24 protein-coding genes are annotated in these 26880 nt (G+C 66.5%); 11 read left to right on the top strand and 13 right to left on the bottom strand.

Translation table 11 applies throughout. The features are described from left to right. Nucleotides 1–83 precede the first annotated feature (83 nt). Together HCZ97_RS14175 and ggt are read left to right on the top strand one after the other, a co-directional pair. Complete coding sequence (locus tag HCZ97_RS14175) at nucleotides 84–605, top strand: ATP-binding protein (protein ID WP_368484380.1); 522 nt, start codon at nucleotides 84–86, stop codon at nucleotides 603–605. 144 nt (nucleotides 606–749) lie between these two features. Beyond that, on the top strand, nucleotides 750–2324 hold the full coding sequence (gene ggt, locus HCZ97_RS14170; RefSeq protein ID WP_167689367.1) for a gamma-glutamyltransferase: 1575 nt from the start codon (nucleotides 750–752) through the stop codon (nucleotides 2322–2324). Nucleotides 2325–2334: 10 nt separating this feature from the next. On the opposite strand, the gene hspQ is transcribed toward ggt, so the two are convergent. After that, nucleotides 2335–2661, bottom strand: a complete 327-nt coding sequence (hspQ, locus tag HCZ97_RS14165) for a heat shock protein HspQ (protein WP_167689366.1) — start codon at nucleotides 2659–2661, stop codon at nucleotides 2335–2337. Nucleotides 2662–2743: 82 nt separating this feature from the next. Between hspQ and HCZ97_RS14160 the strand changes: the two genes are divergently transcribed. Then, nucleotides 2744–3625, top strand: coding sequence for an AEC family transporter (locus tag HCZ97_RS14160; protein ID WP_167689365.1), 882 nt, complete (start codon nucleotides 2744–2746; stop codon nucleotides 3623–3625). A gap of 88 nt (nucleotides 3626–3713) precedes the next feature. Continuing rightward, nucleotides 3714–4292: a transglycosylase SLT domain-containing protein gene (locus tag HCZ97_RS14155; protein ID WP_167689364.1), complete on the top strand. Its 579-nt coding sequence runs from the start codon at nucleotides 3714–3716 to the stop codon at nucleotides 4290–4292. Between the two features lie 42 nt (nucleotides 4293–4334). Here HCZ97_RS14155 and HCZ97_RS14150 read toward each other — a convergent pair whose 3' ends face one another. From HCZ97_RS14150 to HCZ97_RS14135, 4 genes are all read right to left on the bottom strand, one after another. Further along, nucleotides 4335–4943: an outer membrane lipoprotein carrier protein LolA gene (locus HCZ97_RS14150; protein ID WP_167689363.1), complete on the bottom strand. Its 609-nt coding sequence runs from the start codon at nucleotides 4941–4943 to the stop codon at nucleotides 4335–4337. Between the two features lie 178 nt (nucleotides 4944–5121). Further along, nucleotides 5122–8445: a DNA translocase FtsK gene (locus HCZ97_RS14145; protein WP_167689362.1), complete on the bottom strand. Its 3324-nt coding sequence runs from the start codon at nucleotides 8443–8445 to the stop codon at nucleotides 5122–5124. A gap of 16 nt (nucleotides 8446–8461) precedes the next feature. Continuing rightward, the gene (locus HCZ97_RS14140) at nucleotides 8462–9637 is read right to left on the bottom strand and encodes an aminotransferase class I/II-fold pyridoxal phosphate-dependent enzyme (protein WP_167689361.1); all 1176 of its coding nucleotides are present in this window, start codon (nucleotides 9635–9637) and stop codon (nucleotides 8462–8464) included. A gap of 99 nt (nucleotides 9638–9736) precedes the next feature. After that, complete coding sequence (locus HCZ97_RS14135) at nucleotides 9737–11074, bottom strand: amidase (protein WP_167689360.1); 1338 nt, start codon at nucleotides 11072–11074, stop codon at nucleotides 9737–9739. 96 nt (nucleotides 11075–11170) lie between these two features. Here HCZ97_RS14135 and HCZ97_RS14130 point away from each other — a divergent pair, with 96 nt between their 5' ends. Beyond that, a complete protein-coding gene (locus HCZ97_RS14130; RefSeq protein WP_167689359.1) occupies nucleotides 11171–12385 on the top strand; it encodes an FAD-dependent monooxygenase in 1215 nt (404 codons plus the stop codon). A gap of 169 nt (nucleotides 12386–12554) precedes the next feature. On the opposite strand, the gene HCZ97_RS14125 is transcribed toward HCZ97_RS14130, so the two are convergent. From HCZ97_RS14125 to trxA, 3 genes are read right to left on the bottom strand one after another with little or no spacing between them, the layout of a single operon-like run. Further along, nucleotides 12555–12761 carry a Trm112 family protein gene (locus tag HCZ97_RS14125; protein WP_167689358.1) on the bottom strand — a complete coding sequence of 69 codons (207 nt, stop codon included), beginning with the start codon at nucleotides 12759–12761 and terminating at the stop codon, nucleotides 12555–12557. Continuing rightward, complete coding sequence (locus HCZ97_RS14120; RefSeq protein WP_167689357.1) at nucleotides 12758–13402, bottom strand: LON peptidase substrate-binding domain-containing protein; 645 nt, start codon at nucleotides 13400–13402, stop codon at nucleotides 12758–12760. The genes HCZ97_RS14125 and HCZ97_RS14120 overlap by 4 nt, the downstream gene beginning before the upstream one ends. A 39-nt stretch (nucleotides 13403–13441) precedes the next feature. After that, nucleotides 13442–14359 (bottom strand): thioredoxin, encoded by a 918-nt coding sequence (gene trxA / locus HCZ97_RS14115; protein WP_167689356.1) that lies wholly within the window; start codon nucleotides 14357–14359, stop codon nucleotides 13442–13444. A 538-nt stretch (nucleotides 14360–14897) separates the two neighbouring features. Between trxA and HCZ97_RS14110 the strand changes: the two genes are divergently transcribed. Beyond that, nucleotides 14898–16379 (top strand): hypothetical protein, encoded by a 1482-nt coding sequence (locus tag HCZ97_RS14110; RefSeq protein ID WP_167689355.1) that lies wholly within the window; start codon nucleotides 14898–14900, stop codon nucleotides 16377–16379. A gap of 98 nt (nucleotides 16380–16477) precedes the next feature. Here the strand turns inward: HCZ97_RS14110 and HCZ97_RS14105 are convergent, their stop codons facing one another. Further along, nucleotides 16478–17266, bottom strand: a complete 789-nt coding sequence (locus tag HCZ97_RS14105) for an exodeoxyribonuclease III (RefSeq protein WP_167689354.1) — start codon at nucleotides 17264–17266, stop codon at nucleotides 16478–16480. A gap of 122 nt (nucleotides 17267–17388) precedes the next feature. Here HCZ97_RS14105 and HCZ97_RS14100 point away from each other — a divergent pair, with 122 nt between their 5' ends. Together HCZ97_RS14100 and HCZ97_RS14095 are read left to right on the top strand one after the other, a co-directional pair. Further along, the gene (locus tag HCZ97_RS14100; RefSeq protein WP_167689353.1) at nucleotides 17389–17688 is read left to right on the top strand and encodes a hypothetical protein; all 300 of its coding nucleotides are present in this window, start codon (nucleotides 17389–17391) and stop codon (nucleotides 17686–17688) included. Next, a complete protein-coding gene (locus HCZ97_RS14095) occupies nucleotides 17685–19337 on the top strand; it encodes a methyl-accepting chemotaxis protein (protein WP_167689352.1) in 1653 nt (550 codons plus the stop codon). The genes HCZ97_RS14100 and HCZ97_RS14095 overlap by 4 nt, the downstream gene beginning before the upstream one ends. A gap of 545 nt (nucleotides 19338–19882) precedes the next feature. Here HCZ97_RS14095 and HCZ97_RS14090 read toward each other — a convergent pair. Next, the gene (locus tag HCZ97_RS14090; RefSeq protein WP_167689351.1) at nucleotides 19883–20569 is read right to left on the bottom strand and encodes a response regulator transcription factor; all 687 of its coding nucleotides are present in this window, start codon (nucleotides 20567–20569) and stop codon (nucleotides 19883–19885) included. Between the two features lie 159 nt (nucleotides 20570–20728). Between HCZ97_RS14090 and ribA the strand changes: the two genes are divergently transcribed. Together ribA and HCZ97_RS14080 are read left to right on the top strand one after the other, a co-directional pair. After that, a complete protein-coding gene (gene ribA / locus HCZ97_RS14085) occupies nucleotides 20729–21820 on the top strand; it encodes a GTP cyclohydrolase II (RefSeq protein WP_167689350.1) in 1092 nt (363 codons plus the stop codon). Nucleotides 21821–21822: 2 nt separating this feature from the next. Continuing rightward, nucleotides 21823–22308 (top strand): L,D-transpeptidase, encoded by a 486-nt coding sequence (locus HCZ97_RS14080; protein ID WP_167689372.1) that lies wholly within the window; start codon nucleotides 21823–21825, stop codon nucleotides 22306–22308. A gap of 97 nt (nucleotides 22309–22405) precedes the next feature. Here the strand turns inward: HCZ97_RS14080 and HCZ97_RS14075 are convergent, their stop codons facing one another. Both HCZ97_RS14075 and HCZ97_RS14070 read right to left on the bottom strand, forming a co-directional pair. Continuing rightward, nucleotides 22406–23053: a YggS family pyridoxal phosphate-dependent enzyme gene (locus HCZ97_RS14075; RefSeq protein ID WP_167689349.1), complete on the bottom strand. Its 648-nt coding sequence runs from the start codon at nucleotides 23051–23053 to the stop codon at nucleotides 22406–22408. 184 nt (nucleotides 23054–23237) lie between these two features. Then, nucleotides 23238–24161: a porin gene (locus tag HCZ97_RS14070; RefSeq protein WP_167689348.1), complete on the bottom strand. Its 924-nt coding sequence runs from the start codon at nucleotides 24159–24161 to the stop codon at nucleotides 23238–23240. Between the two features lie 702 nt (nucleotides 24162–24863). Between HCZ97_RS14070 and HCZ97_RS14065 the strand changes: the two genes are divergently transcribed. Continuing rightward, nucleotides 24864–25361 carry a DUF3576 domain-containing protein gene (locus HCZ97_RS14065; protein WP_254871537.1) on the top strand — a complete coding sequence of 166 codons (498 nt, stop codon included), beginning with the start codon at nucleotides 24864–24866 and terminating at the stop codon, nucleotides 25359–25361. Nucleotides 25362–25471: 110 nt separating this feature from the next. Here the strand turns inward: HCZ97_RS14065 and HCZ97_RS14060 are convergent, their stop codons facing one another. Next, nucleotides 25472–26734 (bottom strand): glycosyltransferase, encoded by a 1263-nt coding sequence (locus HCZ97_RS14060; protein WP_167689347.1) that lies wholly within the window; start codon nucleotides 26732–26734, stop codon nucleotides 25472–25474. Between the last annotated feature and the right edge of the window lie 146 nt (nucleotides 26735–26880).

Below are 26880 nucleotides of genomic sequence, written 5' to 3'. Positions count from 1 at the left end.
GGCGCGGGTGGGGCGGCCCCCGCGGCCCCCCAGGGGGGGCAGGGTGTCCGGGCCAGGGGGGGGGGCGGGGGCCTTCCCGACCCCTGCGGGGGGGGGGGGGGGGGGGGCGCCCCGGGCGGGCGGGGGGCCCCCCCGCCGCTGAACGCAGGGGGCCGGACCACGGGCCCGGGGTCATCCAGCTGACCTTTCCCAGCACGCCGCTGTCCGTGCGGCGCGGGCTGGAGGCGGTTCGCGCCGCGTTGAAACCGCTGCCGATGGACCCGGAAGAGCTGGGAACGATCGAACTGGTGCTGGCGGAGGCGCTGAACAATATCGTCGAACATGCCTATGAAGACACCCAGAACGGCTGGATCAAGCTGGATTGCCACTGCCAGGCCGACGGGCTGCATGTGACCATCCGGGACGAGGGGCGCGAAATGCCCGATGGCGCGCCGCCGATCGGGAAACGCGCGCCCCTTCCGCAGGAGCTGGACGCCATGCCCGAAGGCGGCTTTGGCTGGTTCCTGATCCGCGACCTGTCGCGGGACGTGCGCTATCACCGCAAGGATGGGGTCAACACGCTGTCCTTCCGGATCAACATCGACCTGCCCGTCGCCGGGGCCTGAGCGCCGGCGATCCGCGCCCTTATCCCGCCTTCACGGATCGAAACCCTCGGATTGCACGGGGAAGCGTCGATCCCGATCACGCCTGCCTCTTGACCTTGACCGCGCCGCCGCGCAGCTTGCGCCGGATAGAGGGAGGATGAGGTCATGCGCAATTTCACCAAACCGGGACGGTCCGGCGTCTGGGCGGACAACGGGATCTGTGCCACCTCCCATCCGCTGGCAGCCCAGATCGGTCTGGACGTCCTGAAATCCGGCGGCAATGCCATGGATGCGGCCATTGCCGGTGCCGTGGCGCTTGGCGTCTGTGAGCCGGCCATGTGCGGGCTGGCCGGGGATTGCTTTGCGCTGGTCAAACCGGCCGGCTCCGACCTGGTGCACTCCTTCAACGGCTCCGGCCGCGCGCCCGCAGGGGCCGATGCGCAGGTGCTGCGCAACCATGGCCTATCCAAGATCCCGGACAACAATGCCCAGGCGGTCACCCTGCCCGGCGCCGTGCGCGCCTTTGACACCATGTCCGCGAAATGGGGACGTATCGGCCTGGCCGACACGCTGGCCCCCGCGATCCGCTACTTTGACAGCGGCGTGCCGGTGCATGAGCGCGTGGCCCTGGACTGGGCCGAGGCCGCCCCGGGCCTGCAGGGTGCCGCGCATCGGCATTTCCTGCCCTGGGGCCATGCCCCCCGCCCCGGCGCGCGCTTCGCCCTGCCCGGCCAGGCAGAGGTCCTGCGCCGGATCGCCCGCGACGGCGCGAAGGCCTTTTACGAAGGCGAGGTCGCCGAAGACATGATCGCCGCGCTGCAGGCCCGTGGCGGCAGCCACACGGCCGAGGATTTCGCCTCTGTGGCCGTGGATGAAACCACGCCCATCAAGGGCAGCTACCACGGCGCCGATATCTATGAGCATCCGCCCAACGGCCAGGGTGCCACGGCGATCCTGATGCTCAACATCCTGTCGCAATTCGATATTTCCAGCATGGACCCGTTGGGCGCAGAGCGCGCGCACCTGGAAGCGGAGGCCGCGAAACTGGCCTATGCCGCGCGCAACACCTTCATCGCCGATGCCGCCCATGCCAGCGCGGACAAGATGCTGGACCCGGCCTATGCCACGGAACTGGCCGCCCGGATCGACCCGGAACGCGCAAGCGACCTGGACTCCCGCCCCGAAGGCCAGCCCCACCGCGATACGATCTACATCACCGTGGTGGATAAGGACCGCATGGCGGTGTCGCTGATCTATTCGGTCTTCAGCAGCTTCGGCTCCGGTATCGCGACAGAGAAATTCGGCCTGATGCTGCACAATCGCGGCTGCGGCTTCTCCCTGACGCCCGGCCATGCCAACGAGCTGGCCCCCGGCAAGCGCCCGCTGCACACGATCATCCCCGGCATCCTGGCAGAGAACGGCAAGCCCAACATGCCCTTCGGCGTCATGGGTGGCCAGTACCAGGCCAATGGCCATGCGCGCTTTGTCTCAAACATCCGGGACTTCGGCATGACCCCGCAGCAGGCGATCGACGCCCCGCGGGCCTTTGCCTCTGACGGGGTGCTGTCGCTGGAAAGCTCTTACGCCACGGAAGTTGCGCAGACGCTCAGCGACTTGGGCCACAAGGTGGATCGCAACGACGATCCCATCGGCGGCGCGCAGGCGATTCGAATCCACGACTCGGGCATGCTTGAGGCCGGGTCGGACCCGCGCAAGGATGGCTGCGCCACCGGCTACTGAGCCGGCAGGCTCAGTTCAGCTGGAAATGGAGGGGATAGGCGCCGTCCTGGAACGGACCGAAAAGATCGGGGATATCCGGGTGGTCCACCGGTTCGCCCGACAGGTCCTCTTCCAGATTTTGTTCCGACACATAAGCGACATAGTAGCTCTGATCGTTCTCCGCCAGCAGGTGGTAGAACGGTTGCTCGCGCGTAGGACGTGCGTCTTCGGGAATGGAATCGTACCATTCCTCGGTATTGTTGAATTCCGGATCGACATCAAAGATGACACCCCTGAAGGGGTGCTTCTTGTGACGGACGATCTGGCCCAGGTGATATTTTGCTTTGGTTGTCAGCATCGCTTCAAGCTCTTAGACCCCTTTACTAACGTCAAACCCTTGCAATTGTCCAACCGATAACCCGGAACCGGAGTACCCCCACTTGAGCCTTCTCCTGACTGTGCTGGAAATCGTCGCCCCTGTTTTTATCCTTGCGGCGATCGGCTTTGGCTGGGTGCGCCTGGGCTATGAATACAAGATGGACTTCGTCACCCGGCTGACGATGACCTTGTCCGTGCCCTGCCTGATTTTCATGTCCCTTGTGGGCACGGAACTGGACCCGAAAGCCGTCAGCGCGCTGTCCCTGGCGGCGGTGCTGTCTTACGGGGCACTGACCCTGGTGACGGCCGCCGTGCTGTTTGCGCTGCGCCTGTCGATGCGCAGCTACCTGGCCCCGCTGATCTTCGGCAACACCGGCAACCTGGGCCTGCCCGTGGCGCTTTTCGCCTTCGGAGAGACAGGCCTGGGATACGCGGTGGTGGTCTTTGCCGTCATGGCGGTCTGGAGCTTCACCTTCGGGGTCTGGGTCGTCTCAGGCGGGGGCTCGATCACCCGTGCGCTGAAGGAGCCGCTGCTTTGGGGCACCGTGCTGGGCGGGATCTTCCTGTGGCAGGGCTGGCAGGTGCCGGTCTTCCTGGGCAATACGCTGTCGCTGCTGGGCCAGATCTCCATCCCCGTGATGCTGCTGACGCTGGGCGTGGCGGTGGCCCGCCTGACGCCAAGCTCCATCCTGAAAGCCATGGCCCTGTCGCTGCTCAAGCTCGTGCTGTGCGTCGGCACGGCCTGGACCGCGGGGCGACTTTTCGGCCTGTCGGACGAGGCTTTCGCGATCCTGGTGATCCAGCTGGCAACGCCCGTGGCGGTGACATCCTTCCTGCTGGCAGAGAAATACGGCGCGGATTCAGACGCGGTCGCGGGGCTTGTCGTGGTCTCTACCCTGGTGGCTGTGCCCGCGCTGCCCATCATGTTGGCCGTGCTGCTTTGACATTTACGCCTTTGTCGTTTCGCTCTGCTCCTGTTTCGTGTAAAATATCTTAAAAAAACAGAGCAGCATTAAGAAGAACGAGAGGCAGATGGGCAGAAAGATCCTGGCGATCCTGTTCGTGCTCCTGACCGCATCCTGCGGCGGGCGCGACACGACCGCCCCGCGCAACATGAACGATGCCTGTTCCATCTTGGACCAGCGCCCCCACTACGCCCGCGCCTTCAAGCGCACGGAGCGCCGCTGGGGAGTGCCGGTGCATGTGCAGATGGCCGTGATGTATCAGGAAAGCAAATTCATCGGGAACGCGAAGACTCCGCAGCGTTTCGCACTGGGGATCATCCCGCTGGGCCGGGTCAGTTCGGCCTATGGCTACAGCCAGGCGCTGGACGGCACATGGGATGATTACAAGAAATCCACCGGCAAGCGCCGTGCCAAGCGCAATGACATCGATGACGCGGCGGATTTCGTGGGTTGGTACATGTCCGGCAGCTCCCGCAGCCTGGGCCTGCCGATGAACGACGCGAAATCCCACTACCTGGCCTACCACGAGGGCCGTGGCGGCTATGCCCGCGGCTCCTACCGCCAGAAATCCTGGCTGATGGATGTGTCCAACAGCGTGGCGCGCCGCGCGAACCTTTACCAATCCCAGCTGGCCTACTGTAACTAAGGCCAGCCGGATCCAGTCACGGGTTGAAGATAACGGGCGCTCTCAGCGCCCGTTGTCCTTTTGGAACTCCGAGCGCAGGTCGAACATGCTGTCGCCCAGCCGCTTGCCGACCTCGAGGTTGCCAAGGGCGACCGTGGTCGTTGTCCCGCCGTTGTCATGCACCACCCATTGGCGCAGCTCAATCGGGTCGGGTGTGAAGACCAGCTCGATATAGCCATATTCCGGGTGCGCCGGATCCTGCGCGCGCACCACCGTGGCGGGTCCGTCCTCTCGGTGGTCGGTGACCATGTTGGCGCGGGTCAGGTCCACCGTGTTGTCCAGGATCAGGCTGAGCGGAGTCTTGGACAGCGGGTAGGTATTGGGGCCGGCGTTGCTTTTGGGATCGTAGATCGCCACGGCCCCGCCCCCGGCCAGCACCAGGGAATCATTGGGGGCGGCATATTCGAACCGCATCCGGCCGGGGCGCTTGATATAGAGCGTCCCCGTATCGACAGAGCCATCCTGGTTGATCTGGGTGAATTGCGCCTCTGCCGTTTTCCAGCCGTTGAAGTAGTTCGAAAGCGCAGAGAGTGAGATCGGCTGCGCCATGGCCGGAACGGTCAGGGCAAGCAGGGCGGCGGCGGGCGCCAGCAGGCGGGTCAAGCGTGTCATGGACAATGATGTAATCCTCGGATCGGTTCCGTTCCAGTGAACAACGCTCACGGCCGTTCACGGGTCCGAACCCACGGCAAAAAGGCGCCGCCCTGCGACAGGCGGCGCCCCTTTGGTCATTTTTTCGGAAGGTTCCCCGGCAGGGGAGGGGGCCGTGGCCCGCCCCCTGCCGGCGGGATCATTGTTCGGGCACCAACACTTCGCGTTTGCCGACGTGGTTGGCCGCCGAAACGACGCCTTCGTCCTCCATCTGCTCCACCAGGCGCGCGGCCTTGTTGTAGCCGATGGCCAGCTTGCGCTGGATGTAGGAGGTGGAGCATTTGCGATCCTTGATCGCGATCGCCACGGCCTGGTCGTAAAGCGCATCCTCACCGCCGGTATTGCCGCCGGTGTTCAGGCCCAGCACCGCGTCGATGTCCGCGGACTTCTCGTCATCCGGGCCGTCGACCACGCCACCGATATACTCGGGCGGGCCGAAGCCCTTGAGGTAGTTGACGATTTCCTCGACTTCCTCGTCCGAAACAAAGGGCCCGTGGCAGCGGGTGATCCGGGAACCCCCGGCCATGTAGAGCATGTCACCCATGCCCAGCAGCTGTTCGGCGCCCATTTCGCCCAGGATCGTGCGGCTGTCGATCTTCGACGTCACCTGGAAGGAGATCCGGGTGGGGAAGTTGGCCTTGATCGTGCCGGTGATCACGTCGACGGAGGGGCGCTGCGTGGCCATGATCAGGTGGATACCAGAGGCCCGCGCCATCTGCGCCAGACGCTGGATGCAGGCCTCGATCTCCTTGCCCGCGACCATCATCAGGTCGGCCATTTCGTCGACGATGACGACGATATAGGGCATCTTCTCGGGCTGGCTTTCCTCTGTCTCGAAGACCGGATCGCCGGTTTCGTCGTCAAAGCCGGTCTGCACGGTGCGCGAGAACATCTCTCCCTTGGCGAGGGCATCGGCCACACGGCCGTTGTAGCCATCGATGTTGCGCACGCCCATCTTGGACATCTTGCGGTAGCGCTCTTCCATCTCTGCCACGACCCATTTCAGCGCCACGACGGCCTTCTTGGGGTCGGTCACCACCGGGGACAGCAGGTGCGGAATGCCGTCATAGACGGAAAGTTCCAGCATCTTCGGGTCGATCATGATCAGGCGGCATTCTTCCGGCGTCAGGCGGTACAGCAGCGACAGGATCATGGTGTTGATCGCCACGGACTTACCAGAGCCGGTGGTCCCCGCGATCAGCAGGTGGGGCATCTTGGCCAGGTTGGCGACCATGCTTTCGCCGCCGATATCCTTGCCAAGCGCCAGGGGCAGCTTCATGTGGCTGTCGCCGAAATCGCGGGCCGCCAGGATTTCCCGCAGGACGACCATCTCGCGGTTGTCGTTGGGCAGTTCGATCCCGATCACGGAGCGGCCCGGCACGGTGGAGACCCGCGCAGACAGGGCCGACATGGAGCGCGCGATGTCATCGGCCAGGCCGATCACGCGGCTGGCCTTGAGGCCCGGCGCGGGCTCAAGTTCGTACATCGTGACAACGGGGCCGGGGCGGACGCTGACGATTTCGCCTTTCACGCCGTAGTCGTCGAGCACGCTTTCCAGCATGCGCGCGTTCTCTTCCAGGGCCTCATCGGACAGGTGGTGCCGGGTGATGCTGTCCGGGTTGCGCAGCAGGCTGAGCGGCGGCAGGGCGTATTTCGCCTCTTCCGGGTCGAAGCCAGCCGGCGGCTTGGCCGAGGGGGAGGACTGCGTGGGCTTGGGCGCCTCGGGCTGGACCACGCGCTTGGGCTCTTCAGCAGAGACGCGCGGTGCCGGGGCTGCGGAGGCCGGGGCCGCGCGGTCGGCATGCATCGGTCGTTGCATGTCGTCGGGCAGCGGATCGGGGATATAGGCCTGTTCGTCCCGCTCGGGCGGGGTGCCAAGGCTCTCTTCCGGGTAGGCGCTGTCGTCCTCTTGCTCGGCTTCCATGGCCCAGTCGGGATCGGCGGTATAGGCGGTTTCGGACCCATCCGGCGGCGTCATGTAGCCCTGCGAGAGCTCAGCCGTCTCTTCATGGGCCGAGACCTGGACATGATCATAGGCCGGCTCGAAGGGCGCTTCCTCAACCGCGTCATGGCCGTGGGCCATGGGCGCGGACTGATCGGGAACCAGGCCGGCATCTGCCGCACCCACCGGGCGATAAGCCGGGCGGTTGGAGGTCACGGGCGGTTCGGGCGGCAGGCCGGATTGATCGGCCGCCACCATCGTCGGCTCTGCGCGCCGGGCATTGGGATCGAAGACCAGCGGCTTGGGGCCACGCGGGCGCCGCGCGCCATCGGGGCCGGCGGAATCGGTCTTGCGGATCACCGCGCGGCGCTGGCGGCTGGAGCGGACCGCATTGACGATCTTGGCCCGGATCCGTTCATCGCCGTGGTTGTCGTCATCTTCCGGGTAATAAAGCACCGGCTCATCCGTCACCAGCTCAGGCTCCGGCATCTCCGCCGGTTCGGCGCGGCGGATCAGGCGGCCCAGGAAGCTGCGGGTTTCGGGCTGCGGCTGGGGCTCTTCCTCGTACTCCTCATAAGGATATTCGGATGCGTAGCCTGCGGCCTGCGGATCCTGCGGGACTGACTGGTAGTCCGTTTCGTAGCCCACTTCGCCGGTCTCTTCGAAGACATCGTAGGGGTAATCATCCTGATCCTCCGCGTAGGCGGTGAAGGAGCGGGGCTGATAGGCCTCTGCCGGTTGCTGCCAGCTTTCTTCCCAGTCGGGTTCGGCGTCGCGGCGCGCCAGGCGGCGTTCGCGGCGGGCGCGATTGCTTTCCGCAGCGCGGGCGGCGGCCCGGTTCGCCGCAAGGCGGGAGACATGCCAGGTGCTCGCGGCGCCACGGCCCAGGATCTTGAGCAGGAAGACATAGGCCAGCACGATGCCGATCAGCAGCAGGCGGAAGCCCTGGCGGAACTCTGTCCTGGTGAAGCCCATGACGAAGAGGCCCAGCACGGCAGAGCCGATGCCCGTGATCAGCGCCAGCACGCGGATGCCCGCATCGATCGGCAGCGGCAGCAGGCCCAGCAGCCCGCCAAGCGCGGTATCCCCGAACAGCCCGCCCAGCCCGAAGGCATGGGGCCAACCGGGGCCGGTGTTCAGCGTTCCGGCATAGATCGACAGCAGCACGATGAAGACCGGCGCAAAGACCAGCCGGCCCACCGGCATGTGATCCGGGCGGTGCAGCGTGTAGCGCAGGCCCCAGATCGCGGCGAGCATGGCGATGGCCCAGCCCCCGGCGCCGATGATCATCACCACGGGCGCGGCAATGGCCGCCCCGAACCGGCCCAGCCAGTTCTGCACCGGCGCATCGCTGGCGGACATCATGGAGGGATCGTCCGGCGAATAGGATATCAGGATCGCGGCCAGTCCAAGACCCACGGCCAGCAAAAGAACCCCGATCAGCTCCTTGCCGCGTTTGCGCAGCGTCTCCTGCATGGAGCTGTCGAAAAGCGGGTCTCGACCCTTGGTCTGGTAAGCCATCTCGCCTCTCTCTCCCCTAGCTGTAAAGACAATCGCGCAGGGCGGTGAGCCCGGCGATCATCTCTTCTTTCGGTGCCACCATGGCGACGCGGATATAGCCATCGCCCGGATTGTCGCCATTGACGTCTCTGCTCAGGTAAGCGCCGGGCAGGACCCGGACGCCGGTGTCCTGCCAGAGCTTGAGCGCGGCGGCTTCACCATCCGGGACCGGCAGCCACAGGAAGAACCCGGCCTCGGGTCCCTTGTAGCCGGGCACATCGGCCAGGATCCGGTCTGCGGCAACGTATTTCTCTGCGTAGAGCGCGCGGTTCTCGATCACATGCGCCTCATCGGCCCAGAGCCGGGCAGAGGCATTCTGGATCGGTAGCGGCAGCGGTGCCCCGGAATAGGCGCGCAGCTGGCGGATGCGGTGCAGGCTTTCCGGCCCGCCGGCCACGAAACCGGAGCGCAGCCCGGGCACGTTGGACCGCTTGGACAGCGACTGGAACAGCACCACGCGTTCGGGATCCGCCCCTGCCGCCTGCGCCATGTCGAGCGCCCCGACGGGGGGCGCGTCGCGGTAAAGCTCTGAATAGCATTCATCCGCGAAGATCTTGAAATCGTGCTTTTCCGCCAGCGCCAGCAGGTCCCGCCAATACTCCGGCGTGGCCACGGCGCCCTGCGGATTCGTCGGCGTGCAGAAGTAGCAGGCAACGGCGCGGTCCAGGATATCCTGCGGCAGCCCGGCGAAATCGGGCATGAAGCCATTGTCCTTCGTGGCTGGCACGAAGACCGGCTCTGCCCCGACCGAGATCGCCCCGATCATGTAGACCTGGTAGAAGGGATTGGGGATCAGCACCACCGGCCGCTTGCCGTTCTTCTGCTCGGGGCACAGCGCCATGGCGGCGTTGTAAAGCCCCTCTCGGGTGCCGTTCAGCGCCATGACCTGGTCATCCGGCAGGGTCACGCCGTAACGACGGGCGATGAAGCCCGTGATGGCGCCGCGCAGTTCGGGCGTGCCATCGTTCGGCGGATAAGAGGCGAATCCCGCAGCCGTCGCGCAAACGGTCTCTGACACCCACTCCGGGAAGGGGTGCTTGGGTTCGCCGATGGTCATATGCAGGACCGGCCCGCCGGGCTCGAGTTTATCGAGCAGCGTGCGCAGACGCGGAAATGCATATTCCGGAAGGTCCGAAAACCGCTCTGGAAACATATGTACTGCCTCTTGAACCGGGATCATTTTCGCCCCGTTTGCCGGCAGGTTAGCTTAAAAAGGCGGGTTCAGTCCAGCGCCATGGCCGTTTTGCAACGCTTATGTTGCAGGCAGGACAACCCCTTCCGCCGCATGTGCCACACGGGCAAGCGCCTCTTCCCGCATCGGCTGGCCCATGAGCATAAGCCCGCAGCCCGCGTGGCCCGTGGGCAGGGTCACCGCAGGCAGGCCCATCAGGTTGCCGATCCGCGTGTTGCGCAGGGCCAGCAGGTTTTCCCGGATGTAGTAATCGTCATCGCTCAGCATGCGCTCGACGTCCGGGGGAAGGTTGGGGCCGGTCGGACACAGCACGGCATCGAAGCCCGCCGTGGCGGCCTGCCATTGCGCCCGCAGCGCGCCCAGCTTCTCCCAGCCGGCGATGTAATCGGGGGCGGAAACCTGCGCACCAGAGCGGAAGCGCTCCAGGATCTGCGGAAACATCTTGTCCGGCGCGGATTCGATCAGCTCTTTCCAGATCCCGTAACCCTCTGACGCGAATAGCAAAGCAGAGAGCGGCATGGCCTCGTCCAGTGCCGGCACGGTCAGCTCCGTCAGGATCGCGCCGGCCTCTTTCAGCCGGGCCGCGGCCTCATCGAAGGCGGCGGCGGGTTCGGGGCGGATATCGTCGAAGGCGACGTTGCGCAGCACGGCCAGGCGCAGGCCTTTCGGGCTGGCGCCTTTCAGGTCCGGGGCCCCCTGCCCTTCCAGTGCAGAGATCAGCAGTGTTGCATCCCGGACCGAGCGGGCCAGAGGGCCCACCGTGTCGAAGCGCCGGCACAGCGGATGCACCCCGTCGAGGGAAATCCGCCCCGAGGTCGTCTTGAACCCCACCAGGTCATTCCAGGCAGAGGGGATGCGCACCGAGCCCCCCGTGTCCGACCCGATCCCGGCAGGCGCCAGCCCGAAGGCGACCGAGGCCGCCGCCCCGGAGGAGCTGCCGCCCGGCGCCAGGGCCGCGTCATGCACGTTGGGCGGCGTCCCCGTGACCGGGTTGATGCCGATGCCGGAGAAGGCCAGTTCGGACATATGCGTCTTGCCCAGGCAGACCAGGCCGGCCTGGGTCGCATTGCGCAGAACTCGCGCATCCTCTTGAGGAACATGGCCTTTCAGCAGCGCTGTTCCGGCCTCTGTCGCGGTGCCGGCCGTATCGAAAAGGTCCTTCCAGCTGATCGGCACACCGTCCAGCGCATGGCGGCGGATGCCCAGGCGGGCGCGCTCCGCGGCGGCCTCGGCCTCGGCCAGGGCGCGGTCATGGGTGACGCGGGCATAGATGCGGTCGCGGTGCTCATGGCCGTCGATGGCCTCAAGATAGGTCCGCGTCAGGGCCACCGGGTCGATCTGCCCTGCCGCGATTCCCTGCCCCAGGTCCGCCGCCTTCATCCAGAGCCAGTCCTTCATCTTGCACCCCTTGCCAATCGGCCGCTTGCTGTTTTGCGCGACGGTAGCGGCGTCATGGCCCATGGACAATCCCGGCCGGGCGCACATATTTGCCCCATGAGCCATGACAGCGATCTTCTCATCATCGGCGGCGGGCTGAACGGCCCGGCGCTTGCGCTGGCCGCAGCCCGTGCCGGGCTGAGCGCCACGATCATCGACGCACGTCCCGAAGCCCAGCTGGAGGCCGCCGATTTCGACGGGCGCGCCTATGCGCTGGCGCTGGCCTCGGTCCGGTTGCTGAAGGCCCTGCGGGTCTGGGACGGGGTCGCGCAGAACGCCCAACCGATGCTGGACATCAAGGTTTCGGACGGTCACGCGGGCCGGGGGGCGGCGCCCTTCTTCCTGCATTTCGACCATGCGGAGATCGAGGAAGGCCCGATGGGCCAGATGGTCGAGGACCGCTTCCTGCGCCGCGCGCTGCTTGAGGCGATGGCGTCTAACCCCTTGATAACCTGCCTGAATGGCGAGGCTGTCACGGGCCAGGAGATCACGGCGGACAGCGCCTCTGTCACGCTGGCCTCTGGCCGGGTGCTGCGCGGGCGCCTGCTGGTGGGCTGTGACGGCAAGACCAGCGGGGTGGCCGCACGCGCCGGAATCAAGCGCCGGGGCTGGCCCTATGGCCAGACCGCGCTGGTTTGCGCGATTGCCCATGAGAAGCCGCACAACGGCGTGGCGCATCAGTTCTTCATGCCCCCCGGCCCGTTGGCGATCCTGCCGCTGCCGGGCAACCGCAGCTCTATCGTCTGGAGCGAGCGGCGCGCCACCGCAGAGGCCTTTCAGGCGCTGGACGACGCCGGCTACCTGGCCGCGCTGCGGCCGCGGTTCGGCGATTTCCTGGGCGAGATCTCTCTTGAAGGGAAGCGCTTCAGCTACCCGCTTGGCCTCTCCCTGGCAGAGCGGTTCAGCGGGGCGCGGCTGGCGCTGGTGGGGGATGCGGCCCACGGCCTGCATCCGATCGCCGGGCAGGGCCTGAACGCCGGCCTGCGGGACGTGGCCGCCCTGGCTCAGGTGCTGTCAGAGGCCCGCGACCGGGGCGAGGATATCGGATCCGAGCTGGTGCTGGGCCGCTACCAGGAATGGCGCCGGTTCGACACGATGTCCCTTGCCATGGCGACCGACATGACCAACAAGCTGTTTTCCAACGACAATCCGCTGCTGCGGCTGGGGCGCGACCTGGGGCTTGGCGCGGTTGGCAAACTGCCCAAGCTGCGCCGCAGTTTCATCCGCGAGGCTGCCGGCCTGACCGGGGATCTGCCGGAGCTGATGCGCTAGAACGCCCCGTGTGATTGGCGTGCAAGGCCCGCGGAACGCGCCACGCGCCATGGGCGCGCCGTTGCGACGGGGCCTCGATGGGCCCGGCGCGACGCCCCACCTAGGATCGCCATCACTGTCCTGCTTCAGGTCCGGCTGACACCAGTGATGCGCGGCGGGGGCTTTGGGATCAGGGGTTCAGCCTGCGGGCTTCATCGACCAGAAGGATCGGGATGCCGTTGCGGATAGGGAAGGCCAGGTCGGTCGCTTCCGAGATCAGCTCCTGCGCCTCTGCGTCGTAGCGCAGGGTGGTGTGGCTTTCCGGGCAGACCAGGGCCTCCAGCATCCGGCGGTCGAACAGGGCCGGGGTGGCGGTTTCTTCCGGGGTCTCGGTCATTGCAGCATCTCCTGGCCACTGCCGCCGCGCAGGGCATATTCCATCAGCGTCACAAGCGTTTCGCGGCGGGTCGTCAGAGAGGGCGCCTCCAGCAGGGCCTGTTTCTCTTCCGGTTCGAAATTCAGCAGCATGGACAAGGAGTTGATCAGCAGCTCATCATCCGCATCGGTCAGGGTTTCCCAATCCGTGGACAGGCCCTGGTTGACGAAGAAGCGGTTCAGCAGGTCCATGAACCCGGCCCGGCCAAAGTCGGGATCCTCTTCGCTGTTGCCCAGGTCCTTGTCGAAACCGCCCCAGTCGACCTCGAAGCGGCGATAGGGGGCGAAGCCGCTGCATTCATCGCCCAGGCGATAGCGCGAGATCCCCGTGAGGGTGATCATGTAGCGGCCGTCTTCCATTTCGGAGAACTGCGTCAGCCGGCCCGCGCAGCCGATATGATGCAGCCGGTCCTCTGCCCCTTCCGGGGTTTCACAGGGCTGGATCATGCCGATCAGGCGGTGCGGCGTCTTCAGGCAATCCTCGAACATCGCCAGGTAGCGCGGCTCGAACAGGTGGAGCGGCAACCGCGCCCGGGGGAGCAGAAGGGCTCCGGGAAGCGGAAAGACCGGGATCACGTCGGGCAGGTCTGCAGGCTTCATCATGAGGGAAATCTAACCCGGAAGCGACTTCGGGAAACCCCCTCAGGCGAAAATCATGGAAGAGAGTTTCCGGCGGCCGTTCAGCGCGATCGGATCCTGCGCGGTCAGCGCATCGAAGATGGTGAAAAGCTGTTGTTTCGCAGCAGCTTCGTTCCATTCGCGATCCCGGCGGAACAGCTCCAGAAGCTCATCGACAGCGCCCTGCACATCGCCCGTGGCATGCAGCGCAAGCGCCAGGTCGAAGCGCGACTGGTGGTCGTCCGGGTCGGCCTCCACCTTGGCGCGCAGGTCGGCGACGGGGCCGGCATCGGCGGCCTGCTTGGCCAGCTCCAGCTTGGCATGGGCCGCTTCCAGTTCCGGCGCCGAGGAGATCTCTGCCGGGGCGCCGTTCAGGATCGCCTCTGCCTGCTCCAGGTCGCCCATGGCGATATGGGCGCGCACCAGGCCGCCATAGGCCGGGGCGTTCGCGGGCTCTTCCTGGAGGATCGCGGCAAAGGTCTGGGCGGCATCTTCCGCCGCACCTTCGGTCAGCATTTCTTCAGCAGCGGCAACGGCTTCTGCCAGTCCGCCGTCATCGCCGTCCCCGGCCATGCCGGCCAGTTTCTCGACAAAGGCCTTGACCTCGGAGCCGGGCAGCGCGCCCTGGAATCCATCGACCGGCTGCCCCTGGAAGAAGGCATAGACCGTGGGGATCGACTGGACCCGCATCTGGCCCGCGATCATCTGGTTTTCATCCACGTTGACCTTGGCCATGCGGACCTTGCCACCCTGGGCATTCACCGCCTCTTCCAGGGCCGGGCCAAGCTGCTTGCAGGGGCCGCACCAGGGCGCCCAGAAATCGACGATGACCGGCACTTCCTGGGAGGCTTCGACAACCTCCTGCATGAAGTCCGCTTCGGTGACATCCTTGACGTAGCCGCCTGCGGGGGTGGTCTGGGGTCCGGTTCCGAGCTCGATCATGGGGCGCTCCCTTGGGTCTGGTTCGCAGAACTATATGGACCCTCGCCGCCTGTTTTCCAAGTCGTTACCGCCCCGCGCGGTAAGAGGTCGGGGGGAATCGGCCCCGGGCGGGGGTTGAGCGCTTGTTTACGGGGGTTAATGCCCGTTTTGCCACGTCTGTATCGCGTCGGTTTTACGTCGGTATCACGTCGGTATCCGTGTCGGTGCCGGGCAGAGGTTAACGGGCCGTGCGCTGCCCCGGGCGCAGCGCGCGTGCCGCGGGCCCGGAGCGCGCAGGCCCCGCCGCCGCGCGGGAGGCGCAGCCGACAACGGCGCAAGACCCCTCGATGGGGTCGCGGGGCGTCCGGCGTTGCAAATCCGCACATCGGCCCTCACACGCGCATCGCTTGCCTTTGGCGCCAAGAGGCGGCTATCTGGCCTCAATGGCCTGACGTGGGGGGCGGAGCGGCCGGAGATGGCCGAGGTATCGGCCCCGAAAACGCCCCCAATCGACCCGGATCGCTGATCCGGATCGAGACGGGCCCGGAAAGACCGTGCAATGCCCCAGACGCCAGCGACAGACGCCGCCAGCCCAGAGATCCCGCAGGACGCCCCTCTTGAGGCCAGCGCCGCACAACCCGGCGCGGCCCCTGCAAGCCCACCGGGGCCAATCGGGCGGTCTGTCGGCCTTGTGCTGGCGCTGGTGGTCCTGGGCGTGGTGCTGCGCAGTTTCACCGATTGGGCCTGGCCCGACCTGATGGCCAAGGGTGGCACCCTGCTGGCCGTGGCGCTGCTGTCGCTGAGCGCGACCTGGGGGCGGCGCACCTTCGTCCTGATCGGCCTGGCCCTGGCCGCCTACATCTTTGCCGTGGCCGAGGATCCCGGGGCGATCATCGGCCCGGCCCTGAGCCAGGCCAGCTTCATCACCGCCTTCTTCTGCGCCCTGGCCACGCTGCGCCACACCGCCGAGATCTCAGGCCCGATCACCCGGGCCGCCATCTACCTGGCCCAGCAACCGCCGGGGCGGCGCTACACGGCGCTGGTGCTGGGGGCACAGGTCTTTGCGCTGGTGCTCAATTACGGCTCCATCTCTCTGCTGGGCACCATGGCGCGCGGGTCCGCGGCGCGGGAAAAGGATCCGCTGATCCGCCAGGTGCGCACCCGGCGGATGCTGCTGGCCGTGCATCGCGGCTTTGCCGCCAGCCTTGTCTGGTCCCCGCTGAGCTTCGCCATGGTGATTTCGACCACCGTGGTTGCCGGGGCCAGCTGGGCCAGCGTGCTGCCGCTTGCGCTGGTCTCTGCCGGGTTGCAGACCGGGGTCGGCTGGCTGCTGGACCGGCTGGTGAAGACGCGCGTCCCGGCATCGCGCATTCCACCCTACGTCAAGACAGGCTCTGCCACCGCGCTGCTTCCCGTCCTGCTTCTGCTGGTGCTGGTCGCCACGCCCGTCTTCATCATCCATTCCGCCTTCGGCACCTCTGCCGCCCTGTCGGTGCTGGCGGTGGTGCCGGTCATTGCCGCGCTCTGGCTGATGGCCGAGGCCGGGCCCGGCAAGCGCCTGCCCCAGATCCGCTACCACGGCGGGGATTTCCTGTTCCGCGAGCTGCCCGGCTACGGCGGAGAGATCATCCTGCTGGCCATGGCGGGCTTCCTGGGCAGCGGCGCGGGGGCCATGCTGGCCCCGGCCCTGGCCGAAAGCGGCCTGCACATGGAGCTTCTGCCCCCCTGGCTGCTGCTGCTGATTCCGATCTGGCTGATCCCCATCGGCGGCCAGTTCGGCATGAACCCGATCCTCTTCGTGTCGCTCTTCGGGCCCCTGCTGCCCGATCCGGCCGCCATCGGCATTGCCCCGGCCGCCATGGTGCTGGCCCTGACGGGGGGCTGGGCGATTGCCGCCGTGACATCGCCCTTCACCGCATCGGTCATGCTGATCGCCCGGCTGGGCGATGTCACGCCCGCCGATGTGAGCTTCCGCTGGAATGGCGTCTTCGCGCTGAGCGTGGGCGCGCTGATGTCCGCGCTGGTGCTGATCATCGCCTGAGCGGGGATAGCCCGAGCCGGCACGAAAAAGGGGCGCCGCCGATGCGCGCCCCTTGTCGGTTCCTTGTCAGCCCTCAGGGGAAGGCCTGACCCCTTGGGTCAGAGATCGAAGGTCGCGAAGACCGGCGCGTGGTCAGAGGGCTGTTCCCAGCCACGCACGTCGCGCAGGATCCGCGAGGAATGCGCGGCATTCGAGATATCCGGCGTGGCCCAGATGTGATCCAGCCGCCGGCCCTTGTCCGCCGCGTCCCAGTCCGGGCTGCGGTAGGACCACCAGGAATAAAGCCGCCCTTCGGGGATGTCCTGCCGGGTGATATCGACCCAGTTGCCGGCCTCCTGCGTCTCTGCCAGCTGGGCGACCTCGACCGGGGTGTGGGAGACGACCTTGAGCAGCTTCTTGTGGTCCCAGACGTCATCTTCGCGCGGCGCGATGTTGAGATCCCCGACCAGGATCGCCTTTTCCGGCGCCTCGGCGCGGAACCAGTCGCGCATCTCCGTCAGGTAATCCAGCTTCTGGCCGAATTTCACGTTGATCTCCCGGTCCGGCTTGTCGCCACCGGCGGGGACGTAGAAATTGTGGATGGTGACGCCATTGGGCAGGCGCGCGCCCACGTGGCGGGCATGGCCGAGCCCGGCGAAATCCTTGTCGCCCATGTCCTCGAGCGGCAGCTTGGACAGGATGGCCACGCCGTTGTAGCCCTTTTGCCCGCGGGCGACCATCTGGGTGTAGCCAAGCGCGTGGAAGGCCTCGAGCGGGATCTTGTCCACCGGGGATTTGCATTCCTGCAGGCAAAGCACGTCGGGCGCGTCCTGCTCCAGCAGCTTGCAGACCAGCGCCTCGCGCAGGCGGACGGAATTGATGTTCCAGGTGGCGAGGGTGAAGGTCATGGCGTTCTCCGGGTTGTGCGCCTTTCGGTAGCATCCGAGGCGGGGCAGGAAAACCCGGCTTTCGCGCTTTAACCGGGTGGCAAGGCAATGGGCGTATCGCCTGTCTTCAAGAGAGTGAGCCCGTGCCGAACATTGCCCCGATCCTGCTGTTCCTCAGCCTTGCGCTGTCAGGCCCCGTTCTGGGGCTGCTGTCGCTGCCCCCGGCGCAGAGCGGGCTGGTGCTGGTTCTGTCGCCGCCCTGGGTGGATCGCGGGGCGCAGATCGACCGGGCCGGCGGCCATGGCGTGGGCCCGTTGCAGACCCCGCTGGCCACCCTGGTGCAGGCAGAGGCTTCGGATTTCGGCGACCGGCTGCGGGCGGCCGGCCCCTTCATGGTGGTGGATGGCACGGCCATCGCCCAGTTTTGCGGAGTAGACGGATGAGCAGTGAAAGCGACTTCGACCGGGCCCGGCGCATCGCCACCGGAAACGTGGGCCTGCTGGCCATCGGGCTGGTCGTGCTGGCGCCGGTCGCGGCCCTGATGGCCGGCAACCCGGTGCTCCCGGTGCTGGTCTTCGCGCTGATCATGGCGGGCGGCGCGGGGTACGGGCGCGCCACGCCGGGCGCGGCGGGGCGCATGATCGTCGGGCTGGCGCTGATGGGCCAGGCCATGGGCTTTACCGCAGCACTTGCGGGCACCGGCTGGCAGATCGACAGCCACATGCTTTTCTTTGCCCTGCTGGCCGTCACCATGACCATGGCCGATCCCCGGGTGATCGTGGCCTGCGCCGGGCTGATCGCGCTGCACCACCTGGTGCTGGCCCTGGCCATGCCGATCCTGATCTATCCGACGAACGCGGACCTGCTGACCAACCTGGAACGCACGGCGCTGCACGGGGTCATCTTGGTGATGGAGGCCGCGGTGCTGTTCACCTCCGTCCGCAACCGGATCGCGCTGGACGCCCGCGCGGCAGAGGCGGACCAATCCTCGCGCGCGGCCATGCGCCGCGAACGGGAGATCAGCGCCCGCGCCGCCCAGGCCCAGCAGGTCGTCGTGGACGGGCTCGGCAGGGCGCTGAACCGGCTGGCCCACAGAGATCTCAGCGCGGTGATCGACACCACCTTCGATGAGACCCACGACTCCCTGCGCCAGGATTTCAACCGCGCGGTGAAGGAGCTGCGCGAGACTGTGCAGCAGGTGATCCGCAACGCCCAGGCGGTGTCGACCGATGCGGATGCGATCGCCGCGGCCTCCAACAACCTGGCCCAGCGGACAGAGCGCCAGGCGGCCTCGCTGCAGGACACGACCAACGCCATCCAGGAGATCAACACCAACGTCCGCGCCACTGCGGAGGCCGCGCGCAGTGCCAGCCAGGCCGCGGATGCGGCGCGCGGGCAGTCCCAGGCCTCGGACGACGTGGTGCAGCGCACGGTGCACGCCATGGCAGAGATCGAGACCTCTTCTTCGGAGATCTCCAATATCAGCCTGGTGATTGAGGATATCGCCTTCCAGACCAACCTTCTGGCGCTCAACGCCGGGGTGGAGGCCGCCCGCGCGGGCGAGGCCGGGCGCGGTTTTGCCGTGGTGGCGACAGAGGTGCGCGCCCTGGCGCATCGGTCCTCCACCTCTGCGCGGGAGATTTCCGGGCTGATCGCCACCTCCAACGAGCAGGTGAAGAACGGGGTCAGCCTGGTGAACGAGACCGGCGAGGCGCTGCAGAAGATCTCTTCCGCCGTGCGCAACGTGGCAGAGCTGGTGTCCCAGATCGCGGCCTCTGCCAATGAGCAGTCGGGATCCCTGGCCCTGATCGACCAGACCATGAAGGAGCTGGACCATGTGACCCAGCAGAACGCCGCCATGTTCGAGGAAACCAACGCCGCCTCAACCGCCCTGAACCGAGAGGCCGAAGAACTGAGCGCGCTGATGACCCGCTTCCAGACCGGGGACAGGCTGGCCCCGGCAAGCTTCGCGGCCCCTGCCCCTTCGTCTGCCCGATCCCCGTCCTCTGTCCAATCCCCGGCCCCCGCCGCCCCGCGCATGGCGGTGAATGCCCCGGCCCCGGCGCTTTCGGAGGAATGGGACGAGTTCTGATCCGGCGCGGGCGAATTTGATGCACCCTCCCTGCCCGTCCTGTTTGCTTCAGGGCGGGATCGGCACAGCAAAGGGATGAGGTTGGGACCAGGGCAGAAGCGCCACTACCGTCGCATTCCGCCGTGGATTCAAACCCCGCAGATGCGCGGCTTTTTCCCCCTGTCGCGTGACAACGGGCCGCACCCGAAATGGCCCCGAACCATGGCTTTCAGCGCGCTTTTCGCCGCCAAAAGTCCGCTCCACCCCGCTCACCGGCATGTTTCCGCTGCTTGAAAACACGCCCCGACGGGCCGTCATGACCTTGATGCAAGAGAGCGAGGCGACGCTGATTCGCGTCAGGCTTGTGGGCCCTGCCCCTTCGCGCGACGCGCGCACAACAGGCCGAAACCCCTTAAATCCTTGGACCGCATAAAAAAAACCCGGGCTTAAAGCCCGGGCAGTCCAACAGGGAGGTGCATATCAAACCCGGATATGCGCGGGATAGTTCCATAGGAACATGCTCTCAACATACATTTTCCGGAGCACTTCGGAAAGTAGGGAATACCCTACGCGACCAGGCGGTAGCCTCCGGATTCCGTGACCAGCAGCCGCGCATTGGAGGGATCGGGTTCGATCTTCTGCCGCAGGCGGTAGATGTGGGTCTCAAGGGTGTGGGTCGTGACCCCGGCATTGTAGCCCCAGACCTCGTGCAGCAGGACATCGCGGGCGACCACGCCATCGGTGGAGCGATAGAGGAACTTGAGGATGTTCGTCTCTTTCTCCGTCAGGCGGATCTTGCGCTCATCCTCTGTGACCAGCAGCTTCATGGCCGGGCGGAAGCTGTAGGGGCCAAGCTGGAAAACCGCGTCCTCGCTTTGCTCGTGCTGGCGCAGCTGAGCGCGGATGCGGGCCAGCAGGACCGGGAACTTGAACGGCTTGGTCACGTAATCGTTGGCCCCGGAATCCAGCCCCAGGATCGTGTCGGCATCCGAATCATGGCCCGTCAGCATCAGGATCGGGCTTTTCACCCCCTGCTTGCGCATCAGGCGGCACAATTCGCGCCCGTCGGTATCGGGCAGACCCACGTCCAGGATCACCAGTTCGTATAGGCCTTCCTTGACCTTCTGCATCGCCCCGGAACCGGAGCTTGCCTCGAAGACATCGAAGTCCTCTGTCATGACCAGCTGCTCGCTCAGCGCTTCGCGCAGGTCATCGTCATCATCCACCAGCAGGATCTTCTTCAGCTGTGCCATCACGGGGCCCTCCTATTGCCGTGACTGGCAGATGCGCCTGCCCGGGGCTTGCGGCAAGATATGCTGCAATTGTCTCACGCTCTCGTGTTGCCTGACGGGGAAATGTTTCAAATCCCTGCGCCCGGGGCTATGGAAAGGGCTCTGGAACGGGAATATCGCATGAGTCTTCTCCCCTCGGTCGCCGAATTGATCGCAAGAGCCCGCGCGGACCTGCGCATGGGGGTTCCGGTGGTGCTTGCCGATGCCGGGCAAGGGGCGCTGGTCATGGCGGCAGAGACCCTGTCGCAGGAGCGGCTGGACGATCTGCTGGCCCTGCCGGGTACGGCGGTCCTGGCGCTGACGGCACGGCGGGCGGAAACCCTGAAGGCGCGCGCCTATGACGGGGACCTGGCGCGCCTGCCCCTGCCGGAAGAGGCAGAGCCGGGCTGGATCCGCGCCCTGGCCGATCCCAAGGATGACCTGCGCCACCCGATGAAGGGACCGCTGGTGGCCCTGCGTGAGGGGTCGGCGGACATGCACCGCATCGCGATCAAGCTAACGAAATCGGCCCGCATCCTGCCCGCGGCCCTGGTGCTTGAGATCGCCGATCCGATGGGCTTCGCCGCCGCCCATAGCCTGACCCTGCTGCCCGCGGGCCCCACGGCGGCCCAGCTGGACCAGGCCAGCGCGATGTACCCGGTGGTCTCCGCCCGCCTGCCCCTGGCCGTCTCCGAGGCCGGGCGCCTGCATGTCTTCCGCCCCGAAGACGGCGGAGAGGAACACTACGCGGTGGAAATCGGCCGCCCGGCACGGGACAAGCCGGTGCTGGCGCGGCTGCATTCGGCCTGTTTCACCGGCGACGTGCTGGGCAGCCTAAAATGCGATTGCGGCCCCCAGCTGCAGGGGGCACTGACCCAGATGGGCGCGGAAGGCGCCGGCGTGCTGCTCTACCTCAACCAGGAAGGGCGCGGCATCGGGCTGGCCAACAAGATGCGCGCCTATTCGCTGCAGGACCAGGGCTTCGACACGGTGGAGGCCAACCACCGCCTCGGCTTCGAAGACGACGAGCGCGACTTCCGCCTGGGCGCCGAGCTGCTGCAACGCATGGGCTTTTCCCAGGTGCGGCTGCTGACCAACAACCCCGCGAAGATCGCCATGATGGAAAAGGAAGGCGTCCACGTGGTGGAACGCGTGCCCCTGAAGGTCGGTGAAAACGCCTTCAACAAGGGCTACCTGGCCACCAAGGCCCGGAAATCGGGCCATCTTCTGTGAAACTGGCGCTGACGCCCATGGGCCTGCGCGCGGGCAAGAGGCTTTATCCCTGCAGCATCGGGCGGGGCGGCATCCGCGCGGACAAGCGCGAAGGGGACGGCGCCACGCCGACGGGGCGTCTCAGCATCGTGCAGATGTGGTACCGCCCGGACCGGATCGCGCGCCCCACCGCCTGGGCCCGCACCATCGCCCCCGTGGACTTGTGGTGCGACGCGCCCGATCATGCGGAATACAACCACCACGTCCGCGCGCCCTTCGCTGCCAGCCATGAACGCCTGCGCCGCGCCGATCCGCTCTATGATCTTGTCGTGGTGCTGGACTGGAACTGGCCCGAGGCCACGCCCGGCGCGGGCTCGGCCATCTTCCTGCACCAGTGGCGCCGCCCGCATTTCCCGACAGAGGGCTGCCTCGCCCTGCGCCGCGATCACCTGCACGCCCTCGCCCCCTGCCTGACCCTGGGCGACACGGTCGAGATCCGCGCGCGCTGATCGCTTTTCTTCTTGCCGGATCACTCTGGGGGGAACGGCCCGGGGACCCCGCGGAGGGGGCCACGGGCCGTGGGGGGCAAAGCCCCCCGGCGCGCCGCTAGTCCCGCGCCCCGAAAATGGCAGAGCCGACGCGGACATGGGTCGCGCCAAAGGAGATCGCCTTCTCGAAATCGCCGGACATGCCCATCGACAGCCCCTCGAGCCCGTTGCGGGCCGCGATCTTGGCCAGCAGGGCGAAATGCAGGCTGGCTTCCTCCTGCGCGGGCGGAATGCACATCAGCCCCTTCACGGGCAGGGACAGGGCGCGGCATTCAGCGACGAAGGCATCGGCCTCTTGCGGCAGCACCCCGGCCTTCTGCGGCTCTGCCCCGGTGTTGATCTGCAGGAACAGGCCCGGGCAGCTGCCGGTCTCATCGGCGATCCGCGCGATGGCAGAGGCGATCTTGGGCCGGTCCACGGAATGGATGTACTCTGCAAGCTCCATCGCCTGGCGGACCTTGTTGGATTGCAGCGGGCCGATGATGTGCAGCTCCACCCCCGAAAAGGCCTCCCGGTAGGCGGGCCATTTGCCGGCGGCCTCCTGCACCCGGTTTTCGCCGAAGACCCGCTGGCCCTCCTCCAGGACCGCGCGCACGCGCTCTTCGGGCTGCATCTTGGACACGGCGATCAGCGTCACCCCGGCAGGGTCACGCCCGGCCTCTGTACAGGCCTTTTCGATGCGGGAACGGATCTCTTGAAGCGACATGGGCAACCTCTCTGCTCGCGCGCTGTTTAGCGGCGCGACAAGGGAACATCAAACCGCCGCAAAGGAAAAGGGGCACCCCCGAGGGAAGGTGCCCCTACCGACCCGGCCCGATCGCCTGACCGGTCCGAATCGAAAAGGGGCAGATCCGAAGATCTGCCCCCATGATGGTGTTCAGCTTCTGGGATCAGAAGTTGAAGACAACACCGAAGTCAGCTGCGTCTGCACCTTTGACGTGGCCGATTGCGCCGCGCAAGGATGCGCCGCCGCCGAGGTCGTATTGTGCGCCCAGGCCGTAGTTGTCGTCATCGTTGGGGTCGATGTTGGAGATGCCCGGAACGTTGCCGTAGAAGCCGGAGATCGACAGGGCGGAGCTCACGTCGTAGGAGCCGCCGAGGCCGTATGCATCACCATCCGGGCCGTTGTCGGCGTAGGAGATGTTCCAGTCAACGCCAGCCAGCGAACCGGAGACAGCTGCTGCCCATTCGGTTTCGTAGGCGTCGCCGTCCTGGTAACCCAGAGCGAAGGTGTAGCCCGAGAAGGTGTACGCGACATACATGTCGGTGTTCTCGGATGCCGGGATGTAGGAGATGTGTGCTGCGAAGCCGTCCATCTCGTACAGGGCTGCAACAGCCTGGTCGCCGCCAACGGTGTTGGAGCCGTAGCCGGGGATGTTGTCGGAGGCGGGGGAGATGAACTCGAGGCCAACGAGACCCGGTGCCGGGTAGGACAGGCCGGGCATGTTGTCGAGTGCGTAGTCGACGTTGCCCATTTCGAAGGTCAGGCCTTCGGAGCTCACCCAGAATTGCGGGTCGTTGAAGCCGTAGCCGCCGTTGGCGCCGTTGCCGTTCATGGTCTCACCGTTGGAGGTGATCCGCATGCGGACTTTGGCGCCGAACTGGATGCCGTTGTCGGCTTCGGTGGTGCCAGCGATGTCGAATTGGAAGCGGCTGTGCAGTTCCCAATCTTCACGTGCAGCGTCGCCCGTGTAGACATCACGCTCTTCGACGTAGGTGACACCGAAGCGGCCCAGGCCGGAGAAGGCCAGATCTGCGGACGCAGCGCCGGCGCCGAAAACCAGCGCGGTCGATGCGAAGAGAATTTTTTTCATCGTGTTTCCCTCGGTTTCTCAATCAGCCCCAAAACGGGGAATCCGATTTGGGTATGAAGGGTCTTTCGCTCTTTTTGCCTTTTCATTGCAAGCGCACCGCGCCCGGCAGGTGCACAGGGGCCGGGGAATGGTGCAACTCTGCCACAGTCTGGGGCCACAGGGGGCCCGTATCTGCGAAATGAAGCCCTAAGAGCCATGCAAGAGCGGTTCCGCGCCCGCGGGAGCGCAGCGCGAATCCGGGAGCGTTCCAGGCGGGAAATCATGGCGCCGGAAGGGGTTCGTGTCTTTTCGCAGGCAGGCGTGACACCGGGATCGCCGCAAGACTCGCCAGTGCTGCGCGCGCGGGTTTCGATCCCGCAGACCCGCGCCGGAAGCGGCTTTCCGGGGCCGGGGCGGGGCATTTTCCGGCGCTCCCGCAGGGGAAGGCCGCATGTTCCCCGCTTCGGGTCACCGCCGCCGGGCCGGGCCGCAGGTTCGGGATTCGGCCCCGGGACTCGCCCCCGGCACCCTGGGAGCGGGAGGCGGATGTCCTGCCGGGGCGGTGCACGGAAAGGTGCCGAGGCAGGCAAAGGCAGGCGGCGCGATGAGCGGCAGCAGCCCCTGCCGCGGGCCGTCCGGGGAATGATCCTTGCTCCCCCTTCCCCGCTTCGTTAGATCAGGGTGGATAGCTGGCACGATGTGCCGATGGAAATGAGGCATGGCATGACGTCTTCTCGCGCTTTCGGCCTGGCAGCCGTGACCGCCCTTTTCGCGCTGGCCGCCTGCGGCACGACCACCCCTGCCGGGTATGGCGCTGCAAGCGAAAGCAGCCAGACTCTGGGTCCGACCCTGAACAACCCCGAGGAAGCGCGGCCCGACAGCACGATCTGGGACCTGTTCAGCCAACGGGATGACGGGACCAAGATCAGCGTGAACCGCTACCTTTGGAACGCCTCGCTGGATGTGCTGGACTTCCTGCCGGTGCAGGAGGTCGATCCCTTCTCCGGCGTGATCACCACGGGCTACGGCACGCCGCCTGGCGGTGGCCGGTCCTACCGCGCCACGATCTACATCTCCGACCCGGCGCTGGAAGCGCGTTCGCTGAACGTGGCGCTGCAGACCAGCGGTGGCCGCGCGGTCGATGCCGGCACGCAACGCGCGGTTGAAGATGCGATCCTGACCCGTGCGCGCCAGATGCGGGTGCAAGATCGCGGCATGTGAGCCGCAGCATCCTGCCCGCCACCAGATAGAGAAAGCCGCCCCCGGGGCGGCTTTTTTCATGTGCTGACAGCGGGTTTTGCCCGGATCGTCTGAGTTCGGGCCGCCGGGGTTCAGACCGGCGGGGGTGGCGGCGCGGGCATCTGTGCAAGCGCCTGGACCCATTCCAGCTGGCGGGGCAGGCACTTGGTCTTCAGGTCATAGCTGTCCCGGATCAGGTCGCGCGCCGCTGCTCCCAGGCGGGCCCGCGCCTCTGGATCCTCCAGCAGGTCGCAGACCTGGTCCACCAGCGCATCGCCGTCGAAGAAATCGACCAGCCGCCCGGTCCGGTCATGGCTGAGCACCTCGCGCACGGGCGCGGTGTCTGAGGCGACGATGGCGGCACTGGCGGCCATGGCCTCCATCAGGGACCAGCTGAGCACGAAGGGATAGGTCAGGTAGACATGGACCCGCGCGACCTGAAGCATGGAGAGGAAATCCTCGTAGGGAATCCGGCCCAGGAAATGGACCCGCGCCCAATCCGCATCCGGGATCTGGCCGCGGACCTCTTCGATGTAGACCTGTTTCCAGCTCTTACCCTTCGGGGGGGACGATCCGTAGGACAGCCCGTCGCCGCCAGTGATCAGCACCTGGGCATCGGGCCGTTCGCGCAGCAGGCGCGGCAGGGCGCGCATGAAGACATGGTAGCCGCGATAAGGTTCCAGGTTGCGGTTCACGAAGGTCACGACCTCATCCGCGCGGGTCAGCACGCGGCCATCGGGCAGGGTGAAACTGGCGGAGGGGTCCGGGCGGACCTCATCGGTGTCGATCCCGTCATGCACCACGGTGATCTGGTCGCGGAACCGCTCCGGAAAGGTATCGGCCTGGAAGGCGGTCGGGCTGAGACCGGCCTGCGCGGCGTCGAAGCTGACCTGGTTGTGAAGGTTTTTCATCCGGATGCGCGGCGCTTCGGGAAGGTTCACGGGCGCGGGAAACTCCGGATCGAAGCCGGAGTGGGGATAGTCGATGCGGTGGTAAAGCTCGCAATAGATGCCCAGGCGCGCCTCCGGCCAGGCATCGCGCAGGAACATCGACTCGCCCCAGCCGGGGTGGGCGATGATGATATCGGGCTGGTAGCCGGATTGTTTCAGGCGCAGGGCGGCGCGCAGGCAGGCCTCGGCGCGGGTCACCTTGCTGTCCATGTCCAGGATCCAGGGGTGCACCTGCTGTTCGTCCCGCCGGTCGATCCGGTAGGGCAGGATCTGCACGCCGTTCCATTCCACCGGCTTCTTCACCCGCAGCGTCAGGGCCGTCACCCTGTGCCCCTGCCGGGCCAGCGCCACGGAGAGATGCTTGAACTGGCCGGGGAAATTCTGGTGGATGAAGAGGATGTTCACGCCTGCGCTCCCTGTTTGCGGTCAGCCTAACCTCTTCCCCACTGGCGAAAAAGCCGCCCATTCACCCAAGGCGGTCTTTAAATCGCTGGACCCTTCCCCTTTGCCGCCCTATCAACCCGCCCCGAGAAGCCCATCACGAAAGGGAG

The sequence above is a fragment of the Pseudooceanicola sp. HF7 genome (assembly GCF_011806405.1).
Lineage (GTDB): Bacteria > Pseudomonadota > Alphaproteobacteria > Rhodobacterales > Rhodobacteraceae > Pseudooceanicola.
This window is presented reverse-complemented; position numbering and strand designations above follow the sequence as displayed.

Excerpts from the sequence above, each read along its gene's own strand:
- HCZ97_RS14130 (WP_167689359.1), top strand. The coding sequence starts at position 11,171 with ATGAGCCATGACAGCGATCTTCTCATCATCGGCGGCGGGCTGAACGGC.
- HCZ97_RS14155 (WP_167689364.1), top strand. The coding sequence starts at position 3,714 with ATGGGCAGAAAGATCCTGGCGATCCTGTTCGTGCTCCTGACCGCATCC.
- trxA (WP_167689356.1), bottom strand. The coding sequence starts at position 14,359 with ATGATCGAGCTCGGAACCGGACCCCAGACCACCCCCGCAGGCGGCTAC.
- HCZ97_RS14135 (WP_167689360.1), bottom strand. The coding sequence starts at position 11,074 with ATGAAGGACTGGCTCTGGATGAAGGCGGCGGACCTGGGGCAGGGAATC.
- HCZ97_RS14075 (WP_167689349.1), bottom strand. The coding sequence starts at position 23,053 with ATGTCGCTTCAAGAGATCCGTTCCCGCATCGAAAAGGCCTGTACAGAG.
- ribA (WP_167689350.1), top strand. The coding sequence starts at position 20,729 with ATGAGTCTTCTCCCCTCGGTCGCCGAATTGATCGCAAGAGCCCGCGCG.
- HCZ97_RS14095 (WP_167689352.1), top strand. The coding sequence starts at position 17,685 with ATGAGCAGTGAAAGCGACTTCGACCGGGCCCGGCGCATCGCCACCGGA.
- HCZ97_RS14150 (WP_167689363.1), bottom strand. The coding sequence starts at position 4,943 with ATGACACGCTTGACCCGCCTGCTGGCGCCCGCCGCCGCCCTGCTTGCC.
- HCZ97_RS14140 (WP_167689361.1), bottom strand. The coding sequence starts at position 9,637 with ATGTTTCCAGAGCGGTTTTCGGACCTTCCGGAATATGCATTTCCGCGT.
- HCZ97_RS14105 (WP_167689354.1), bottom strand. The coding sequence starts at position 17,266 with ATGACCTTCACCCTCGCCACCTGGAACATCAATTCCGTCCGCCTGCGC.
- HCZ97_RS14145 (WP_167689362.1), bottom strand. The coding sequence starts at position 8,445 with ATGGCTTACCAGACCAAGGGTCGAGACCCGCTTTTCGACAGCTCCATG.
- HCZ97_RS14120 (WP_167689357.1), bottom strand. The coding sequence starts at position 13,402 with ATGATGAAGCCTGCAGACCTGCCCGACGTGATCCCGGTCTTTCCGCTT.
- HCZ97_RS14070 (WP_167689348.1), bottom strand. The coding sequence starts at position 24,161 with ATGAAAAAAATTCTCTTCGCATCGACCGCGCTGGTTTTCGGCGCCGGC.
- HCZ97_RS14065 (WP_254871537.1), top strand. The coding sequence starts at position 24,864 with ATGACGTCTTCTCGCGCTTTCGGCCTGGCAGCCGTGACCGCCCTTTTC.
- HCZ97_RS14125 (WP_167689358.1), bottom strand. The coding sequence starts at position 12,761 with ATGACCGAGACCCCGGAAGAAACCGCCACCCCGGCCCTGTTCGACCGC.
- HCZ97_RS14090 (WP_167689351.1), bottom strand. The coding sequence starts at position 20,569 with ATGGCACAGCTGAAGAAGATCCTGCTGGTGGATGATGACGATGACCTG.
- hspQ (WP_167689366.1), bottom strand. The coding sequence starts at position 2,661 with ATGCTGACAACCAAAGCAAAATATCACCTGGGCCAGATCGTCCGTCAC.
- HCZ97_RS14110 (WP_167689355.1), top strand. The coding sequence starts at position 14,898 with ATGCCCCAGACGCCAGCGACAGACGCCGCCAGCCCAGAGATCCCGCAG.
- ggt (WP_167689367.1), top strand. The coding sequence starts at position 750 with ATGCGCAATTTCACCAAACCGGGACGGTCCGGCGTCTGGGCGGACAAC.